18 protein-coding genes are annotated in these 19,816 nt (G+C 63.0%); 4 read left to right on the top strand and 14 right to left on the bottom strand.

Features of this window, described 5'->3' with window-relative positions:
- Window positions 1-17: 17 nt before the first annotated feature.
- From AC04PH_RS05965 to AC04PH_RS05940, 6 genes are all read right to left on the bottom strand, one after another.
- A complete protein-coding gene (locus tag AC04PH_RS05965; protein WP_483064825.1) occupies window positions 18-2,015 on the bottom strand; it encodes an acetyl-CoA carboxylase biotin carboxylase subunit in 1,998 nt (665 codons plus the stop codon).
- An 84-nt stretch (window positions 2,016-2,099) separates the two neighbouring features.
- Window positions 2,100-2,309, bottom strand: a complete 210-nt coding sequence (locus tag AC04PH_RS05960) for a hypothetical protein (protein WP_483064824.1) — start codon at window positions 2,307-2,309, stop codon at window positions 2,100-2,102.
- A gap of 373 nt (window positions 2,310-2,682) precedes the next feature.
- Window positions 2,683-3,036 carry a hypothetical protein gene (locus AC04PH_RS05955; protein ID WP_483066157.1) on the bottom strand — a complete coding sequence of 118 codons (354 nt, stop codon included), beginning with the start codon at window positions 3,034-3,036 and terminating at the stop codon, window positions 2,683-2,685.
- Window positions 3,037-3,059: 23 nt separating this feature from the next.
- Window positions 3,060-3,443, bottom strand: coding sequence for a DUF6497 family protein (locus AC04PH_RS05950; protein WP_483064823.1), 384 nt, complete (start codon window positions 3,441-3,443; stop codon window positions 3,060-3,062).
- Window positions 3,440-3,829 carry a cupin domain-containing protein gene (locus AC04PH_RS05945; protein WP_483064822.1) on the bottom strand — a complete coding sequence of 130 codons (390 nt, stop codon included), beginning with the start codon at window positions 3,827-3,829 and terminating at the stop codon, window positions 3,440-3,442. Before AC04PH_RS05945 ends, AC04PH_RS05950 begins: the two co-directional genes overlap by 4 nt.
- A gap of 10 nt (window positions 3,830-3,839) precedes the next feature.
- Window positions 3,840-5,369 carry an acyl-CoA carboxylase subunit beta gene (locus tag AC04PH_RS05940; protein ID WP_483064821.1) on the bottom strand — a complete coding sequence of 510 codons (1,530 nt, stop codon included), beginning with the start codon at window positions 5,367-5,369 and terminating at the stop codon, window positions 3,840-3,842.
- A 182-nt stretch (window positions 5,370-5,551) separates the two neighbouring features.
- Between AC04PH_RS05940 and AC04PH_RS05935 the strand changes: the two genes are divergently transcribed.
- The 4 genes from AC04PH_RS05935 to AC04PH_RS05920 all read left to right on the top strand — a co-directional run bounded on the left by AC04PH_RS05935 (window position 5,552) and on the right by AC04PH_RS05920 (window position 9,404).
- Window positions 5,552-6,766, top strand: coding sequence for a multidrug effflux MFS transporter (locus AC04PH_RS05935; protein ID WP_483064820.1), 1,215 nt, complete (start codon window positions 5,552-5,554; stop codon window positions 6,764-6,766).
- Window positions 6,767-6,814: 48 nt separating this feature from the next.
- A complete protein-coding gene (locus AC04PH_RS05930) occupies window positions 6,815-8,215 on the top strand; it encodes a helix-turn-helix domain-containing protein (protein WP_483064819.1) in 1,401 nt (466 codons plus the stop codon).
- A gap of 24 nt (window positions 8,216-8,239) precedes the next feature.
- Window positions 8,240-8,890 (top strand): hypothetical protein, encoded by a 651-nt coding sequence (locus tag AC04PH_RS05925; protein WP_483064818.1) that lies wholly within the window; start codon window positions 8,240-8,242, stop codon window positions 8,888-8,890.
- A 61-nt stretch (window positions 8,891-8,951) separates the two neighbouring features.
- Complete coding sequence (locus tag AC04PH_RS05920) at window positions 8,952-9,404, top strand: SRPBCC family protein (protein WP_483064817.1); 453 nt, start codon at window positions 8,952-8,954, stop codon at window positions 9,402-9,404.
- A gap of 9 nt (window positions 9,405-9,413) precedes the next feature.
- Here AC04PH_RS05920 and betA read toward each other — a convergent pair whose 3' ends face one another.
- From betA to AC04PH_RS05880, 8 genes are all read right to left on the bottom strand, one after another.
- A complete protein-coding gene (betA, locus tag AC04PH_RS05915) occupies window positions 9,414-11,072 on the bottom strand; it encodes a choline dehydrogenase (protein WP_483064816.1) in 1,659 nt (552 codons plus the stop codon).
- A gap of 259 nt (window positions 11,073-11,331) precedes the next feature.
- Entirely contained in the window at window positions 11,332-12,783 is a 1,452-nt protein-coding gene (gene betB, locus AC04PH_RS05910) for a betaine-aldehyde dehydrogenase (protein WP_483064815.1), read from the bottom strand.
- Window positions 12,784-12,837: 54 nt separating this feature from the next.
- A complete protein-coding gene (locus AC04PH_RS05905) occupies window positions 12,838-14,031 on the bottom strand; it encodes a BCCT family transporter (protein ID WP_483066156.1) in 1,194 nt (397 codons plus the stop codon).
- A gap of 55 nt (window positions 14,032-14,086) precedes the next feature.
- Window positions 14,087-15,595, bottom strand: a complete 1,509-nt coding sequence (gene betC, locus AC04PH_RS05900) for a choline-sulfatase (RefSeq protein ID WP_483064814.1) — start codon at window positions 15,593-15,595, stop codon at window positions 14,087-14,089.
- The gene (gene betI / locus AC04PH_RS05895; RefSeq protein ID WP_483064813.1) at window positions 15,592-16,161 is read right to left on the bottom strand and encodes a choline-binding transcriptional repressor BetI; all 570 of its coding nucleotides are present in this window, start codon (window positions 16,159-16,161) and stop codon (window positions 15,592-15,594) included. The genes betC and betI overlap by 4 nt, the downstream gene beginning before the upstream one ends.
- A gap of 136 nt (window positions 16,162-16,297) precedes the next feature.
- Window positions 16,298-17,191, bottom strand: coding sequence for a DMT family transporter (locus AC04PH_RS05890; RefSeq protein WP_483064812.1), 894 nt, complete (start codon window positions 17,189-17,191; stop codon window positions 16,298-16,300).
- 56 nt (window positions 17,192-17,247) lie between these two features.
- A complete protein-coding gene (locus AC04PH_RS05885) occupies window positions 17,248-17,997 on the bottom strand; it encodes a YebC/PmpR family DNA-binding transcriptional regulator (RefSeq protein ID WP_483064811.1) in 750 nt (249 codons plus the stop codon).
- An 89-nt stretch (window positions 17,998-18,086) separates the two neighbouring features.
- The gene (locus tag AC04PH_RS05880; protein WP_483066155.1) at window positions 18,087-19,811 is read right to left on the bottom strand and encodes an SLC13 family permease; all 1,725 of its coding nucleotides are present in this window, start codon (window positions 19,809-19,811) and stop codon (window positions 18,087-18,089) included.
- Window positions 19,812-19,816: the final 5 nt, after the last annotated feature.

Raw genomic sequence — 19,816 nt, 5'->3', positions numbered from 1 at the left:
TGTGGCGGTGGGCTGTCTCATTCGAATTCCATGATAACGTCGTCGACGGCGAGGCTGTCGCCCGCCGCCGCGTTGATCTTCGTCACCACGCCCTTGCGCTCGGCCCGCAGGATATTCTCCATCTTCATGGCCTCTACGGTACACAGTGCCTGTCCCTCCTGCACTTCGTCGCCTTCGACGACGTTCACGGTGACGATCAGGCCAGGCATCGGGCAGAGCAGCAGTTTGGACGTATCGGCCGCCACCTTGACCGGCATCAGTTTGGCCAGTTCCGCCTGACGCGGCGTGTGGATGTGCACGGGCATATCCGCACCGCGATAGCGCACGCGGAACCCGCCGGGGATCTTGCCGACCTTGAGCACCAGCGGCGTGCCATCGACCGTGAGGCGCGCCAGCGGCTGCCCCGGTGTCCAGTCGCTTTCCACGCGCAGGGTTTCGTCGCCGATGGCCACGGTCGCACCATCGGGGTCGGCGGCGATGAAGGTCGAAAACGCCGTGTCCTGCAACGTCACCACCCATTCGGCGCCGACCTTGCGTTCGTGGTTGTCCATCCGGCCCGACACGCGGGTGCGGCGGATTTCGGCGACACGGTGCATGGCCGCGACGGCGGCGGCGATGCGGATCAGGTCCCGCTCCGGCAGGGTGACGCCAGCAAAACCGTCGGGATACTCCTCTTCGATGAAGGCCGTGGTCATGTTGCCGGAGGTGAACTTCGGATGGTCATAGACCGCCGACAGGAACGGGATGTTGTGACCGATGCCCTCGACCTCGAACGTATCAAGCGCAAGTCGCATTTCCTCGATCGCGGTGGCACGGTCGGGCGCCCATGTACACAGCTTGGCGATCATCGGGTCGTAATACATGCTGATCTCGCCGCCCTCGTAGACGCCAGTGTCGTTGCGCACGCAGTGATCGGCCCAATGGCCCTCTTGCGGGGGGCGATAGCGGGTCAGACGCCCGATGGAGGGCAGAAAGCCGCGATAGGGGTCTTCGGCATATAGGCGGCTTTCCATCGCCCAGCCGTGGATTTTCAGATCGTCCTGTTTGAAGGGCAGTTTTTCACCATAGGCCACGCGGATCATCTGTTCGACCAGATCGATACCTGTGATGAGTTCCGTGACCGGGTGTTCGACCTGCAAACGTGTATTCATTTCCAGGAAATAGAAGTTCCGGTCGCCATCGACGATAAACTCGACGGTGCCGGCACTGGCATAGTCCACCGCCTGAGCGAGAGCCACGGCCTGTTCACCCATGGCCTTGCGCGTCGCTTCGTCCAGAAACGGCGACGGCGCTTCCTCGATCACCTTCTGGTTCCGGCGCTGGATCGAGCATTCGCGTTCGTGCAGATAGACGGCGTTGCCGTGGCTGTCGCACAGCACCTGAATTTCGATATGGCGCGGCTGCGTCACGAATTTCTCAATAAAGATGCGGTCATCGCCAAAACTGCTGGCGGCCTCGTTCTTGGAGGACTGGAACCCCTCGCGCGCCTCTGCGTCGTTCCAGGCGATGCGCATACCCTTGCCGCCGCCGCCGGCACTTGCCTTGATCATCACCGGATAGCCGATTTCGCCCGAGATTTTCACCGCCTCGTCCGCATCCGCGATCAGGCCCATGTAACCCGGCACGGTCGAGACATCCGCCTCCTGCGCCAGCTTCTTGGAGGTGATCTTGTCGCCCATCGCCTCGATCGCGCCTTTGGGCGGACCGATGAAAGCGACGCCCTCGGCCTCCAGTGCCTCGGCGAATTTGGCGTTCTCGGACAGGAAGCCGTAACCGGGGTGCACCGCCTCTGCTCCGGTTTGCCGGATCGCATCCATGACCTTGTCGATCACGATATAGGACTGGTTGGCTGGGGCCGGGCCGATATGCACCGCCTCGTCCGCCATCTGGACGTGCAGCGCGTTGCGGTCTGCATCCGAATAGATCGCCACGGTCGCGATGCCCATCTTGCGGGCCGTCTTGATCACACGGCACGCGATTTCGCCCCGGTTGGCGATCAGGATTTTCTTGAACATCAGATACGGTCCTTTGCACGCAAAAACGCCGCCGGAGCAAGACCCCGACGGCGTTGGAATTGTACCGGCGAGAGCCGGTAGGTTTTAGCGACCGGTGACGTCGTTGACGAGCGCACCGGCAAGACCGCCAGCAAGCGCGCCTTCGACGCACTGACCGCCACGGCCCAGCGTTTCGCCAGCCACGCAGCCGATGCCTGCGCCAACCAGTGCACGCTCACCATCGGTGTCGATCCCGGCACAGGCCGAGAGACCGACAAAGGAAACTGCTGCGAGAACGGTAGATACTTTAAGCATATTTTTCTGCCTTTTTCTGTCGAAGTGAATGTGTGGGCAGAATCATCATTCTGCTTGTGAACATCAAGCCTAATGTTGGGTTGATATCCAATAACGGGGGAAAACCTTACCAAAATACCGCGCCGCGCGGCGGAATACGGCGCAGGCGACCGGCCAGACGAAAAGACCGGCACGGCCCGGGGAGGGCCGTACCGGTCAGGGGAAGGGTAACGGTTTCGAACGTTCGCAACCAAGGCGTGTTGGGGACGCCCGGTTGCACGTTCGACTGTCACCGCGTTTTCGCGCGCCGCAAAGACAAACCTTGCGACCGCGCCGGAATGCGCCATTTCCCGCCAATTCGCGCCGCGTCGAAGCAGTTTTCCGCCGACAGCCATCATGCGCCGTCGCCAGTGATTTCGGGGAAAGAGACGCGCATGCGGTCCGCGTCGATACGCAGCAGGGCCTCGTAATCCGCCGGATCGAAGTCATCCCCGACAGGGACCACCTCCCGCCCCAGAAGCCAGCCCAGCCGCCCGGCATCAAGGTTGCCGCGCACGAAGGGTTCGGTCCCGAAATGATCCCAGAGCGCCTGCATGAAGCCCGCGTCGGCCCGCCTGTCGGCGGGTTTCCGGTCGGGATAGCGTTCGCGCGCGACAAGGGGCGTCGCGCCATCCTTGTGCGGCCGCCGGATAGTGAACTGGAAATCCGTTCCGGGCAGCCGGCCGGGGAAGCCGCGGTGCTTTTCCATGTCGGGCAGTGATGCGCGTCCCATCAGAACGGCTCCCATGTGCAGACGCCGTCCTGGACGGCGTAGGGTTGGAAATACTGGGTGATGTCGGGGGCCGGTTCACCGAACGGCACCTCGGCCTCGGACAGGGAGATCACGACATTGCCGTCGGTCCAGCCGTTCGCGGCAAGCGCGGGCACGACGACATCGGCACACAGGTAGTCGATATCGTCGACGAGTTCGGCAAATGTGACCAGCCCGCCCTTGATCTCGGGTGCGAGGAACCGGAACCGCGCCATCCTTGCAGGCTCCTCCTCCAGCACGACTTCGAACAGGACCATTGCCTTGCCGGAGGGCACGGCGACTTCCTGGGCTGCGGCTGGGCCGGTCGTGGCCAGCACCAAAGTCAGGGCGTGAGCGACCCTCATTCCGGTGCGGTCTCCGGGCGGGTTTCAAAGATCGCCGGGCTGGTGATTTCGATCAGTTCCATATCGTCGGAATGGCGCACCTCGCGGTGGACGATCCCGGAGGGTTGCAGCACGCAGGACCCTTCGCGCAGGATATGTTCGCCCTCGCCTGCGTATTCGAACACGACCCAGCCCTTCGTCACATAGACAAGCTGAAAATCGAGCGCGTGGGAATGCCACGCGCCTTCACTTTCGCGGCCCGGCACGGCGCGGATCACATGGGCGTTGAAGTCGCCACCGGTTGCAGCGTCGATCCCCATCTGGCGGTATTCGAAAAAGGCGCGCAGGCCCTGCCCCTCGAACGGGGCATCGCCGACATGGGAAATACGAAATGCCTGATCAGCCATGAGCGTCTCCTTACAGCGGAATATTATCGTGCTTTTTCCACGGGTTCTGCAACTGCTTGCCGCGCAGCGACGCGAATGCGCGGCACACCCGTTTACGGGTGGAATGGGGCATGATCACCTCGTCGATGAACCCCTTTTCGGCGGCGACGAAGGGATTTGCGAAACGATCCTCGTAGTCCTTGGTGTGGGCTGCGATTTTCTCGGCGTCGCCAAGATCGGCGCGGTGGATGATCTCGGTCGCGCCCTTGGCGCCCATCACCGCGATTTCCGCCGTGGGCCAGGCATAGTTGAAATCGCCGCGCAGGTGCTTGGACGACATCACGTCATAGGCCCCGCCATAGGCCTTGCGGGTGATGACCGTGACCTTCGGCACCGTCGCCTCGCCATAGGCGAACAGCAGTTTCGCGCCGTGCTTGATGACACCGCCGAATTCCTGTGACGTGCCGGGCAGGAACCCGGGCACGTCGACAAGCGTCAGGATCGGAATTTCGAAGGCATCGCAGAACCGGACAAACCGCGCGGCCTTGCGGCTGCTGTCGATGTCCAGACAGCCCGCCAGCACCATCGGCTGATTGGCGACGACGCCGACGGTGGACCCTTCGAGCCGGATGAACCCGGTCAGGATATTCTTGGCGAAATCCTCCTGAATTTCGAAGAAATCACCCTCGTCCGCCAGTTTGAAGATAAGTTCCTTCATGTCGTAGGGCGTGTTGGCGTTGTCAGGGATCAGCGTGTCCAGGCTGTGTTCGATCCGATTGACGTCGTCGAAGAACGGTCGCACCGGCGGTTTCTGGCGGTTGTTGAGCGGCAGCAGATCGACCAGACGCCGCACCTCGATCAGCGCCTCGACATCGTTTTCGAATGCCGCGTCCGCGACTGAGGACTTGCGGGTGTGCGTCGTCGCCCCGCCCAGTTCTTCCGCCGTCACCACCTCGTTCGTGACGGTCTTGACCACGTCGGGGCCGGTCACGAACATGTAGGACGTGTCCTTCACCATGAATATGAAATCGGTCATTGCAGGGCTATAGACGGCCCCGCCCGCGCATGGCCCCATGATGACGCTGATCTGCGGCACCACGCCGGATGCCATGACGTTGCGCTGAAACACCTCGGCGTAGCCCGCTAGCGAGGCGACCCCTTCCTGAATGCGTGCACCGCCACTGTCGTTCAGCCCGATCACGGGTGCGCCATTCTGCATCGCCATATCCATGATCTTGCAGATCTTCTGGGCATGGGTTTCCGACAGCGACCCGCCGAAGACGGTGAAATCCTGACTGTAGACATAGACCATGCGCCCGTTGATCGTGCCCCAGCCGGTCACGACGCCGTCGCCCGGAGGACGCTGCCTGTCCATGCCGAAATCGGTGCAGCGGTGCGCCACGAACATATCGAATTCCTCGAAGCTCTCGTCGTCGAGCAAAAGTTCGATCCGCTCGCGCGCGGTCAGTTTGCCCTTGGCGTGCTGTGCGGCGATCCGCGTCTCTCCCCCGCCCAGACGGGCGACGGCGCGGCGGTCTTCAAGCTCTTGCAGAATGGACATTGGGGCGTGGCTCCTGACCTGACGGTGACGCGGTCGATCCTAGCAGATCAAGGCGGACAGAAAACACGAATTTTGCAAAGCGAGCCGCGATCCATGGCGTCGATTTGCAAAACTGCAAACCAAGGATCGCTACGGCATCCTTGCCCATGGACACCCCGTCTGTCCCGGCCTAGCTATATCCTATGACAACTGCCCCTCTGGTCCGGTTTCTGGACCGCACGACCCCGCCCCATATCGCGACATTGATCCTGCTGGCGGGGATCTCCGCGCTGACCATGTCGATCTTCGTGCCGTCCCTGAACCGGATGGCCGATTACTTCGACACGTCCTACAGCATCATGCAGTTGTCGATTTCGGGATACCTCTTCGCGACGGCGGGCCTGCAGCTCTTTATCGGGCCCATCGCGGACCGGTTCGGACGCAGACGGGTGGTTCTGACGTCGCTGGCGATCTTTGTCATCGCCACGATCGGAGCCCTGTTTTCGACCTCTGTCGAGGCGTTCCTGTTCTTTCGCATGTGCCAGGCTGTCGTCGCCGCGGGTATCGTGCTCAGCCGCGCCATCGTGCGCGATATGGTGCCGCAGGATCAGGCCGCGTCGATGATCGGCTACGTCACGATGGGCATGGCGCTCGTGCCGATGTTCGGCCCGATGATCGGCGGGCTGGCGGACCAGCTTTTCGACTGGCGCGCAACCTTTGTGTTGCTCGCGCTGGCCGGGGCGGGTGTCTGGCTTTTGTGTTTCAACGATCAGGGTGAAACGGTCGCCAAGGGCGGCGTGTCCTTTGCCGACCAGATCAAGGGATATCCCGAGCTGCTCCGCTCGCCCCGGTTCTGGGGCTACTCGCTGTCCTCTGCCTTCGCCTCCGGCGCGTTCTTTGCGTTTCTGGGCGGCTCGTCCTTCGTGGCGGGCACTGTGTTCGGGCTGTCCCCGCTCTGGACCGGCATCACCCTGGGCGTTCCGGCCATCGGCTATGCCACAGGCAATTTCTTTTCCGGTCGCTACTCGGTCCGGGTCGGGATCAACCGGATGGCATTGATCGGGTCGATCATCATCAGCGCGGGCATGGGCATGGGACTGCTGCTGGCGCTGGCCGGTTTCAACTCTGCCCTGCTGTTCTTCGGCTTCTGCACGTTTCTTGGTATCGGCAACGGGCTGATCCTGCCCAACGTCATGGCGGGCACCCTGTCGGTGCGCCCGCACCTGGCAGGCACCGCAAGCGGTCTAAGCGGTGCGATCATGATCGGCGGCGGTGCCGCACTTTCCGCGCTGGCCGGTGCCTTCCTCGATCCGGCCTACGGTGCGATTCCCCTGCAGATCATCATGTTCCTGACCAGCCTTGCATCGCTCGGGGCCATCATGTTCGTGATCCGGCGTGAAAGACACGTCACGGCTTGATTTGCAGCCTTCGCAGGCCCTATTGCAAAGCCAGCAAAGGGGCCCGTCATGAAAAAACAGAAGCTGTTCGCCGGGGCCAAGCTGCGCGAGTTGCGCGGCCGGGCCGGCCTGACGCAAAAAGCGTTCGCCACCCGGCTTGGCCTGTCGCTGCCCTATCTCAACCAGATGGAGAACAACAACCGCCCCGTCAGCACCGCCGTGCTGGTCGGCCTTGCCGAGGAGTTCGGGTTCGACGTCAGCGAGCTGGAGTCGGCAGACGAGGCCCGCCTTGTGAGCGACATGCGCGAGGCGCTTGCCGATCCCGTGTTCACCGGCCCTGCCCCTGCCCTTTCAGATTTGCGCCTTGCCGCGGCAAACGCGCCGACGCTGGCGCGCGCCCTTCTCGACCTGCATCGCAGCTATCAACAGACCCACGAAAGGCTTGCGTCGTTGAACGAGGCGCTGGGTCGCGACGACAGCCGCCCTGCCCCCAGCCCGTGGGAGGAGGTGCGCGACTTCTTTCATTATTGCGACAACTACATCGACGCCGTGGACCGGGACGCCGAGCATTTCGCGACCCGAGGCACGCCCGGGACACCCGTGCTGCAAAAGGCCATCGCGGCGCTCGAAAAGCGTGGCGTCACATTGCGGATCGGTGCCTGTGACCACCAGCGCCACTATGACGCCGCGACCCGCTGCCTCACGATCTCGGGCGATCTGTCGCTGGCGACCCGCAGTTTTCAGCTGCTGCATCAGGTGGCGCTTCTCACCCGGAACGACCTGCTGGAAGCGACGCTCGATCTGGCACGGTTCCAGTCCGGGGCCGCACGCGACATCGCCAAAATCGGCCTGGCCAACTATTTCGCCGGGGCCGCCCTGATGCCCTATGCCGCTTTCCGTCAGGCCACGCAGGATACGCGGCACGATCTGGAACAACTCGCCACGCGCTTCGACGTATCGCTGGAACAGGTCGCACACCGGCTGTCGACGCTGCAGCGCCCCGGTGCGAAGGGTGTGCCGTTTTTCTTTGTCCGCGTCGATCAGGCGGGAACCATCACCAAGCGACACTCGGCCACGTCACTGCAGTTCGCCCGCTACGGCGGGGCCTGCCCGCTGTGGAACGTGCACCGGGCGTTCGAGACACCGGGTCAATTCCTGCGTCAGCTTGCCGAAACGCCAGACGGCGCACGCTACTTCTGCCTGGCCCGCGACGTCAGCAAGACCGGCGGTTCCTATCTTGCCCCAATGCGCCGCTATGCCATCGGTCTGGGCTGCGAGGTCGCCCATGCCGGTGCCCTCGTCTATGCCGACCACATGAACATCGCGGCCCCCGAGACGTACGAACCGATCGGGATTTCCTGCCGCATCTGCGAGCGGAAAAACTGTCATCAGCGCGCGGTGCCGCCACTGGAACGGAACCTGCGCATAGACCCGGATGTGCGCGACGTGCTACCCTACCGCATAGATTGATTGATTTTATTTGGGGGATGCATGATGTCGCCTGTTTCAACCTATGATTTATTGACCGAAGTCTGGTTCGGATTCTTTCCGTTCTTGCTTGTCATTGTGTTGGCCGCGATCCTGAGCCTCGTTCTGTCCAACCCGCGCAACCGAATGGGAACGGTGTTTGGTGTCGCGCTGGCCTTCGGTGCAGTCGGGCTGACCCTGGGAATATTTGCGGGGTTAAGCGACCTGTCCGCCGTCACCGCTGCAATCTCGGCCGTGCTGGCCGGGATCATAGGTTATCTGATCGTCACACTGCGCGACCGGTTCACGGATGAAACACGCGACGGCAAGATGACGGGCTTGGCCGCCGTTTTCGCCCAGACCGCCGCCGCGCAGGACAAGGATAGCGAAAGCGGCGGCGACGGTACCATTACATTGGACGAATTGTCGCCACGACTGGTGATGCTGGCGGTGACGATGCTGATGTTTACCACCACTTTGGGCATGTTCTGGGGGCAGGGTCTTGCAAGCGCGCGCGCGGCGGCCGGTCATGACCGCACGATCGCGGCAGAGGAGCGCGCAGCGCAGGCCAAACAGGACCAGACCCGCCTGGAAGCCGAGATCGCCGCAGAAGCCGCCGCGTTGACGGCGGCACATGAGATCGAAAAGCTGCGTTTGGGCGCGGATGTGTCGCAATAAGGCTTGCCAAGTGCCTTGCCCACCCGCAGTTTCGCGACAGGGGTAACCGGAGGGGCATACCATGGAACTTCAAGGCGAGCGTATCATCGCGGCGGACCCTGCCACGGTCTGGGCTCATTTGAACGACCCCGAAACGCTCAAGGCCTGCATCCCCGGCTGTCAGGAACTGACCGGTTCACCCGAAGACGGGTTCGAAGCGACGGTCAAGCAGAAGGTCGGTCCGGTGTCCGCCACTTTCAAGGGCGCGGTGACGCTCACCAACGTCAACGCCCCCACCAGCTATACGATCGTGGGCGAGGGCAAGGGCGGCGTCGCCGGTTTCGCCAAGGGCAGTGCCGACGTCACCCTGAGGGAAGTCCCGGACGGGACGGAATTGGTCTATGCCGTGGATGCGCAGGTCGGCGGCAAGCTGGCGCAACTGGGCAGCCGGATCGTCGGCGGTTTCGCCCGCAAGATGGCCGACCAGTTCTTCAAGAACTTCAAGGACGTGGTCGAAGGCGGCGAGACCGCCTGAGACACGCGCCTAACGTTGCTGCGTCTGCCAGTGCGGATGAATCCACGGCTCGTCGTTGACCGGGGCCAGGGGCGCGCGGTTCAGGATATGATCCGACACCTTTTCCCCCACCATGATCGACGGCGCGTTCAGGTTGCCGTTGGTGATGCGCGGAAAGATTGAACTGTCCGCCACCCGCAAGCCATCGACACCGATCACGCGGGCTTGCGGGTCCACCACGGCCATCGGGTCGTCCACGGCCCCCATCTTGCAGGTGCCGCAGGGGTGATAGGCACTTTCCACGTGTTCGCGGATGAAATCGTCAAGGGCCGCGTCCGATTGCGCCGCCTCGCCTGGCTGGATTTCCTTGCCGCGATAGGGCCTGAACGCCTCCTGCGCGAAAATCTCGCGGGTCAGGCGGATGCAGGTGCGGAAATCCTCCCAATCTGTCGGGTCCGACATATAGTTGAACAGAATGCGCGGGTTGTCGTCGGGGTTGGCCGACCGTAACGTAACCTGCCCACGCGAGACAGACCGCATCGGGCCGACATGCGCCTGGTACCCGTGCCCCTCGGCGGCGACCTTGCCGTCGTAGCGCACCGCGATCGGCAGGAAATGGAACTGGATGTCGGGGTAATCCACGCCCGCCTTGGATCGAATGAAACCCGCGCTTTCGAACTGGTTCGACGTGCCGAGGCCGGTCTTGCGCACCAGCCATTCGAACCCGATCCGGCTTTTCCACAGCAACGTCCAGTATTTGAACAGCGACACCGGCTTGATCGCGGCCTGCTGGATGTAAAGCTCCAGATGGTCCTGCAGGTTCTGGCCCACACCGGGGCGGTCGGCGATCACGTCGATGCCATGCTCGGCCAGATGCGCGGCGGGGCCGATGCCTGACAGCATCAGCAGCTTGGGCGAATTGAGCGACGACGCGGCGATGATCACCTCGCGGTTGGCGGTGATCACCTCCATGCTCCCCTTGCGGGTCACCTCGACGCCCGTGGCGCGCCCGTCCTCGATCACGATCCTGCGGGCCAATGCGCGCACCAGCGTGCAATTGGGGCGTTTCAACGCGGGCCGCAGGTAGGCGTTCGCGGCGGACCAGCGCCGCCCTTTCCAGATCGTCGCATCGAAGGGGCCGAAACCTTCCTGCTGCCTGCCGTTGTAATCGTCGGTAATCTGATAGCCTGCCTGCCGTCCGGCATCGACAAAGGCGCGGGTCAGCGGGTTTTTGCGCGGGCCGCGGGTGACATGCAGCGGGCCGCTGCGTCCGCGCCACGCGGGATCGCCACCGTGCCCGCCCGAATGCCAGTTTTCCATGCGCTTGTAGTAGGGCAGCACATCGGCATAGCCCCAGCCCTGCGCACCGCTTTCCGACCAATGGTCGAAGTCGCGGGCATGCCCGCGCACGTAGATCATCCCGTTGATCGACGACGATCCCCCGATCACCTTGCCCCGCGGCGTGACCAGCGTTCGCCCGCCCAGATGCGGCTCCGGTTCGGTGCTCATCCCCCAGTCGTACATCTTCATGTTCATCGGATAGGACAACGCCGCCGGCATCTGGATAAACGGCCCGCCGTCCCAGCCGCCGTGTTCGATCACCAGCACCTTCTGCCCGGCCTCGGCCAGCCGGTAGGCCATGGCACAGCCTGCGCTGCCCGCGCCCACGATCACATAATCCGCATTCATCTCGCTCGTCCTCTTTCACGATTCTCGGGCGGGTCAAGGATCGCCGCAGGCGACCGTGCGCAGCACGGCTTGTCCTTGACGCGACTGAGACTCGCATCACCCTCGGTCAGGTGACCTGAGGAACGGCATGATCCCTCAGGCACCTCATTGCAGTTGGGCCTGTGCCCGCTACCCGCACCGCCGTTGCCCATTCCGGGTGATCACGCGGTGCCGGCAATCAATCAAAATGTGCGGAAGCACTCCGCCAGGTCAGGCCCGGTCAGAACGGTGCCTCCACGTCGCCCATCGCCACATAGACACCCTTCAACTGGCTGTAGTGTTCAATCGCCGCCTTGGAGTTCTCGCGCCCCACGCCGGAATTCTTCATCCCGCCGAAAGGAGCCTCCACGGGTGCGAGGTTGAAGGTGTTGATATAACAGGTCCCCGCCTCGAACCCCGCCGCCATGCGGTGCGCGCGGGTCAGGTCGTTGGTGAACACCCCCGCGGCCAGCCCGAATTCGGTGTCGTTGGCCCGGCGCAACGCCTCTTCCTCGGTTTCGAAATCCAGCACCGACAGCACGGGGCCGAAAATCTCCTCTCGCGCGATGGTCATGTCGTCGGTCACATCGGCAAAAACGGTCGGTTCGATAAAGAACCCCTCGCCCTCGACAACATTGCCGCCGGCCACAAGCCGCGCGCCCTCGGCCTTGCCCTTGTCGATATAGCCCAGCACGATCTCGCGCTGTCGTTCGGACACCATCGGTCCAAAATTCGTGGCTTCGTCCAGTGGATCGCCCATCTTCACACCCGCCAGCCGCTCGGTCATGCGTTTCAGGAACGCCTCCTTGATGCCCTTATGTACGAAGACCCGCGTGCCGTTGGAGCAGACCTGACCGGTCGAATAGAAATTGCCGAGGATCGCACCCGACACCGCCTTTTCCAAGTCGGCATCGTCGAAAACCACCATCGGGGATTTGCCGCCCAGTTCCATCGTCACGTGGCGGATGCCTTCGGCGGCGGCGGCATAAACTTTTTTGCCTGTCGGCACCGATCCGGTCAGCGACACCTTGTCGACGCGCGGGTCGGTGATCAGCGATGCACCAACGGCGCCGTACCCTTGGATGACATTGTAAACACCGGCAGGCGCGCCCGCCTCCATCAGGATTTCCGCAACTTTCAGTGCCGAAAGCGGCGTGGTTTCCGACGGCTTGAACACCATCGCATTGCCGCAGGCCAGCGCGGGCGCACCTTTCCAGCAGGCGATCTGCGTGGGGTAGTTCCACGCGCCGATCCCGACGCAGACACCCAGCGGCTCGCGCCGGGTGTAGACCCAGTCCTCGCCCAGTTGGATATGCTCGCCGGTCAGCGATCCCGCCAGCCCGCCGAAATATTCCAGCGCATCGGCACCCGACGTGGCATCGGCGACAGAGGTTTCCTGATACGGCTTGCCGGTGTCATAGGTTTCCAGCACCGACAGGTCGTGATTGCGCTCGCGCATGATATCTGCGGCCCGCCGCAGCACCCGGCCCCGCTCCGTGCCCGTCATCGCGGCCCAGGCCTTCTGCGCGCGCTTCGCGGCATTCAGCGCCTGATCTACGATCGCGGGCGTCGCCGCATGCAGCGTCGCGATCACCTCTCCCGTGGCGGGGTAGATCACCGGAATTTCGTCGCCTGCCGTATCCTCGACGTATTGCCCGTCGATGAAGTGGCTGGCCGTGGGTTGGATATTCATGTCGTTCAGTCCTTTGGGGTTGCCCCCGCGCGGTCCGCGCAGGGGCGATTTGCTTTATTCGGCAGGAACCGCGCCTGCGCTGTTGTCTGCGGTGTCGATCCGGGCGACCTCGGCCCGTTTGCGCAAGAAGATATACGCAAGGCAGGCGACATAGATGCCGATCACCACGGTGCCGACCCACTGGATCTGCAGCCACTGGCTCTGGAACAGCAGCGTCAGCGCGAAGAGCACCACCGTGTTGCCCACAACATAGACCACCGATCCGAACCGTTCGACCGTCAGGTTCAGGTTGTCGGTGTAGAGCCGGATCAGACTGTCGAAGGAGTTCACCACGAAGATGATTCCGACGATGGTCATCGCCCAGTTGATCATGCCGGCGGTCGGGATGTCGTTGAGGTAGTAATAGTAAACGACAGAGAACCAGACGCCGAGCGGGATCGACGGAAAGACCAGCAGGGCCGCCAGCAGTTGCCAGGTCGTCAGACCACCGACGAAGCGTGACGTGAACTGACCGATCATGATCGACCAGGCGAACCACCAGAACAGGTAGAATTCGTGGTAGTCCGTCAGCGGGATGATGAACTTGTGCAGATTGGCGAAGTAGCCGCCGATGTTGCTGGCCGTGGCACCGAATTCACCCAAGCTCATGCCCGCGTTGATCCACATGAACGCGATCAGCCCGAAGAATAGCAGGGTAGAGCTGACCGACAGCACCTTCACGAACTTGATGTCGGTGGAGGAGAACGCCGCCACGAGGATCACCAGGAAGCAGATCACGTAGAACACCGGCAGGATCGTCTCCCCGTCGCCGACCTCGGCGATGTAGTATGGCATGTAGATCAGGAACAATGCGCCGGTGAAGGCACAGGTCGTGATGATGACGATGTTGTTGAGCAGCTTGACGAGCGGGATCTTGAAGAACCCGATCCGCGGCTCGATGGCGCAGAAGTAAAATGCGGTCAGGAAATAGAACGCCCAGATCAGAAAGCCCCAGAACCCGAATTCAAGTGCAAGCGGGTTGGTGAAGGCATAGGCCGGCTCCGCCGCCGTATCCGCATAAAGCGGATAGTCGAAGGCCAGCGGGAACATGATCAGCCCCACGTCGAGGCCCGATGTGAACAGGATCGCGATGAAGGTGAACAGCCCCACGGGCGTCGGCCCGATCAGGCGCATGTTCCACCATTTTATGGTGCAGATGATCACAAGCACAAAGGCCATGATCACTCCGAACGAGATGATTGTCGTCAGCATTTGTCCCTCCCTTGGGGGTTTGGTGTGCGCCGTCCGGCGCGTTTGCGGGGGATTATTCCCCTCTTGGAAATCTCTGGTTTTCTTCCAGCACGTTGAGGTCCATGTGGTTACGCATGTATCGCTCGGACGCTTTTTGCAACGGCTGGTAGTCCCATGGAAAGTACGATCCGTTACGCAGGGCCTCGTAAACCACCCAGCGGCCGGCCTGTGAATGGCGCACGTTCGCGTCGAACGCATCGAGGTCCCAACGCGCTTCGGCCTTGGCGCGCAGCTGGTCGCGCGTGCCCTGGTGGTCGGGGTGCTCGGCCAGATTGGTCAACTCGTGCGGATCGGCCTCCATGTCGAACAGCTGATCGGGGTCGAGGGCGCACATATTGAACTTCCACTTGCCATAGCGCAGCGACACCAGCGGCGCATAGGATGCCTCTGCCGCGTATTCCATCGCCACGGGCGTGTCGCGATGGCCGCCCTGCCCCAGCGGCACCAGGCTTTCGCCCTCGGTCCAGGGCATCACCTCGGACATATCCACGCCCGCCAGATCGCAAAGCGTCGGGCAGATGTCGATGTTGCTGACCGGCGTCGTGATCAGCCCCGGTTCCATTTCGGGAGCGGCGATCATGATCGGCACGCGCGCCGATCCGTCGTAGAACGACATCTTGAACCACAGCCCGCGCGCACCCAGCATGTCGCCGTGATCGGCCACGAACAGGATCGTCGCCTCCTGCCGGGTCATCTTTAGCGTGTGCAGCAACTCGCCGACCTTGTCGTCGAGATAGCTGATATTGGCGAAATAGGCGCGGCGCGACCGCTTGATATCCTCATCGCTGATGGTGAAGTTGTCGCGGTCGTTGGCATCCAGAATGCGCTGCGAATGGGCGTCCTGTTCTTCATATGGGATCGGGCCGACCTCCGGCATCAGGTGGTCGCAATCCTCGTACATATCCCAGTATTTCTTGCGCGCGACATAGGGGTCGTGCGGGTGGGTAAAGCTGACGGTCAGACACCATGGCCGCTGGTCATGGCCGCGCGACAGATCATAGAGCTTGCGGGTCGCGTGATAGGCGACCTCGTCATCGTATTCCATCTGGTTGGTGATTTCGGCCACGCCCGACCCGGTCACCGAGCCCATGTTGTGATACCACCAGTCGATCCGTTCGCCGGGTTTGCGGTAGTCCGGGGTCCAGCCAAAATCGGGCGGATAGACATCCGTGGTCAGGCGTTCCTCGAACCCGTGCAGCTGGTCAGCGCCGACGAAGTGCATCTTGCCCGACAGGCAGGTTTGGTAGCCGGCCCGGCGCAGATGGTGCGCATAGGTCGGGATGCTCGATGCGAACTCGGCGGCATTGTCGTAAACGCCCGTGCGCGACGGCAACTGCCCCGACATGAAAGACGCCCGCCCCGGCGCGCAGAGCGGCGACGCGGTATAGCCCTGCTGAAACCGCGTGGACCGCGCCGCCAGCTTTTTGATGTTGGGCGCGTGGAGCCAGTCGGCAGGGCCGTCGGGAAACAGCGTCCCGTTCAACTGGTCCACCATGATGATCAGAATGTTCGGTTTGCTCATGTGACCCTCCCGGTCAGGATGTTCAAAAGCGCCAGCGACCGGCCCAGCGGGTCGGTATCGGTGTCGGACAGTGCCGCCTGCAGATACAACCCGTCGATCAGCGCCGCCAGCAGGTCCGCCGCCTGACGGGGCTTTGAGCATAACGGACGCAGCGCATGTGTCAGGTTCGACCGCAGACGCCGCTGATAGATATGCAGCAATCGCAGCGCCTGCGGGTCGGTCTGGGCCTGCCCGTAGAACGCCATCCAGGCGCTGACACTGGCGGGATCGAAACAGGTGTCGGCGAAATTGGCCCGCAGGATCGCCGCCGCCCGGTCATGCGGCGTGGTCACCTGCGCCAGCGCGCTGCGTACCTCGGCCCCGTATTCGCGCAAAATCTCGCGCATCGCAGCCAGAAAAATCTGGTCCTTGCCGCCAAAATAGTGATGCGCCAGCGCAGAGGACATCCCCGCCCGCTTGGCAATTTTGCTCACCGTCACGTCGAGCGAGCGCGCCGCGCCGATTTCGGCGATGGTGGCCTGCACAAGCGCCTGACGGCGGATCGGTTCCATTCCCAGCTTTGGCATGCTCCCTCCTAACCGGTTTTTTATTGATCCGTCAATCAACTTCCGGCCCGTGCATCATTTTGCCAAAAATACTCGCGCCGCAGGCGGGGTGGCGCGCGCAGCGCGGCACCCCTCGCGACCGCGCAAGCGGGCGCAATCACCCCTTGGTCTGGGCTACCGCAGGCGTTACCGCACGGCGGGCCACGGCCTCGCGCCAGGTGATGAAACTGACCGATCCCATGATGACCACGCCACCCAGCACCACCCAACCATCGACGGCCTCGCCAAAGACCACGGCCCCCAGCAGCACCGCCCAGACCAGTTGCAGGAAGGTCACCGGCTGCGTCACCGTCAGCGGGGCCGCGGCAAAGGCCATCGTCATGGTGTAATGCCCGGCGGTGGCAAAGCAGGCGACCAGGAACAGCCAACCCAGTTGCGTCACCGTGGGTGTCACCCAGACCGCGACGGCGAAAGGCAGCAGCCCGATGGTCACCGTGATCGACAACATCCCGACGATCACCGCAGGGGCAAGTTCGCCGCTCAACTGCTTGGCCAGCAGATAGCCCACGGCGAACATCACGGCCGTCCCCAGCATCGCGATATGGCCCGGCTCCACCGCCTTCATGCCGGGGCGCAGGATGATCAAAGCGCCGATCAATGCCACGATCACCGCGATCAGGCGGCGTGGCGGCAGCTTTTCACCCAAGAACAATGCCGCCCCCAGCGTCACATAGACCGGCGACACATAATTCATCGCCGTGACCTCCGCGATGGGGATACGCGCCATGGCAAAGAACCACAGGATCACCGCCAGCGTGTGCGCCACCCCGCGCCAGACGAAGAGCTTCACCTGCCGCCCCGTCAGATGCGCCGACAGGATCGGCCGGATCATCGGCAATAGGAACACCAGCCCCAGCACATAGCGCAGAAACGCGCCCTGTGCGGCGGGCATATCAGCGCCCAGATGCTTCACGATGGCCGTCACGGCGACGAAATTCAGGCCGGTGACGACCATCCAGAAAATGCCGCGCGAGGTGGACGTGCTTTGCATCCGCTATCGGTGGCAGCGCGCCGCCGGAAAGGCAAGCGCGCGTGCCAGGCGCAAGGTCATTCCTCGGCGAAGGCCGCCATCACCGCGTCGGAGGCTTCGAAATTGGTGGTCACGTTCTGCACGTCGTCGTCGTCTTCCAGCGCATCGACCAGCTTCATCAGCTTTGTCAGACTGTCGAGATCGAGTTCCGTCGTCGTCGTGGGCCGCCAGATCAGCCGCGCACTTTCGCTTTCGCCCAGCTCGGCCTCAAGCGCGTTGGACACCTCGTTCAAGTCGGTGTCGGCGCAATAGATGACGTGGCTTTCCTCGTCGGATTCCACATCCTCCGCCCCGGCCTCGATCGCGGCCATCATCACCGTGTCCGCGTCGCCCACCGACGCGGGGTAGGTCACGGCCCCCTTGCGGTCGAACATGAACCCCACGCTGCCGGTCTCGCCCAGGTTGCCGCCGTTCTTGGAAAACGTCGACCGCACGGTCGATGCGGTGCGGTTGCGGTTGTCGGTCATCGCCTCGACGATCACGGCGACACCGTTGGGGCCGTAACCCTCGTAGCGGATCTCGTCGTAGTTATCGCCCTCGCCCGACTGCGACTTCTTGATCGCGCGGTCGATCACGTCCTTGGGGACCGAGTTCGATTTCGCCTCCTTCACTGCCAAACGCAGGCGCGGGTTCTTGTCCGGATCGGGGTCGCCCATCTTGGCGGCGACGGTGATTTCCTTGCTCATCTTGGAAAACAGCTTGGCCCGGATCTTGTCCTGACGGCCCTTGCGGTGCTGGATGTTTGCCCATTTGGAATGGCCGGCCATGTGAAACCTCGTCTGCGCGATATGGATGAATTCGCGCCTCTATAGGCCAAGCCCCCGGTCCCCGGCAAGGCCCCGCGCGGACGCGCCGTTCAGGCCGGGACCAGTGGCCAGATCAGCGGAATGACAGCGGACACGATCGGCGCCAGCGACAGGTTCAGCGGCACGCCGATGCGCATGAAATCCGAAAACCGGTAACCGCCCGGGCCATAGACCAGCGTATTGGTCTGATAGCCGATGGGTGTCGCGAAACTGGCGCTGGCCGCCACCATCACCGCCACCACCAACGGACGCGGATCGACGCCCAGCGCAGTGGCAAGACCGATGGCGATGGGGGTCATCACGACGGCCACCGCATTGTTGCTGACCAGTTCGGTCAGCACGTTCGACAGCACGTAAACGGCAAGGATGACGAAAAATCCGGGCAGGACCAGCATGACCGGGGCCAGCGCGTTCGCCACCAGTGCGACGGCACCCGAGGATTGCAGCGCCGCACCCACGCCCAGCATCGCAAAGATCAACGCCAGCAACGGGCCGTCGATGTTCGAGAACGCCTCGTCCGCGTCGATGCAGCCGGTCATCAGCACAAGTGCCACGCCCACGATGGCCAGCAGCAGGATCGGGGCCGCGTTCAGCGCCGCCAGAACCACAACGGCCAGCAACACGCCGATGGCGATGGGAGCCTTGTTGCGGCGATAGGCGCGCTCGGACGGGCGCGACACATCGCCCAGGTTCATGTCGTCCGACAGGCGCTGGATGTCCTCGGGCGCGCCTTCCAGCAGCAGCGTATCGCCGACTTTCACGACGATATCGTTGATCTTCTGGTCGATGTTCGTGTTCCGGCGATGCACGGCCAGCGTATAGACCGCATAGCGCCGCCGCAGCCGCATAGCCCCCAGCCGTCGCCCGACCATGCGGCAATCGGGTGTGATCAGCACCTCGACGGTGGTGGTTTCCACCGCCGACACCTGATCGACCCGGCGCAGTTCCGGGGTGGCCTGCAGCGACAGAAGCTCGCTCATCGCGGTGCGCAGGATCACCCGGTCCCGCGCCTGCAGTTCGACCGCATCGAGGTTGTAGCGCAGCGATGTATCGCCGCGCACCACGTCGATCAGCCGCACGCCTTCGCGCTTGAACAGTTTGACGTCCGTGGCCTGCCGTCCGATCAGGTTGCTTTCGAGCGGGATCACCGCCTCGGTAAAGAATTTCATCTTCGACCGGTCCGACAGCATCGACGCCATCGACGTGCGGTCGGGCAGCAATCGTCCGCCGAAGAAATAGAGATACGTGAACGTCCATGCGACGACCACGATCCCGATGGGTGTGATTTCGAGGATCGAGAACGGCGTCATGCCGCTCGACCGGGCGACGCCGTCGACGAGCAGGTTCGTCGACGTGCCGAGCAGCGTCATCGTGCCGCCGACGATGGCCGCGTAACTGAGCGGAATCAGCAGCTTGGAAGCCGACGTTCCCAGACTGGATGAAAGCTGGATGAACACCGGAATCATCACGACGACCAGCGGCGTGTTGTTCATGATGGCACTGGCGAAGGCCACGAACAGCAGCGCACCGCCGATCGCACGCGCGGGGCTGATCCGGGCCTGCCGTTCGACCACCTGCGTCAGCGCGTTCAGCGCGCCCGTGCGTACCAGCGCGCCCACGATGATGAACATCGCGGCGATGGTCCATGGCGCGGGGTTGGACAGGGCCTGCACCGCATCGTCATAGCGCAGGATGCCCGTCACCAGCAGGATCGACACGCCGATGATGGCCACGACCTCTGTCGGATAGACCTCGCGCAGGAACATCACGAACATGCCCG

Source organism: Yoonia sp. KMU-150, assembly GCF_056858355.1.
Note: the sequence above shows the minus strand (reverse complement) of the source record. Positions and strands in the feature narration are given on the sequence as shown.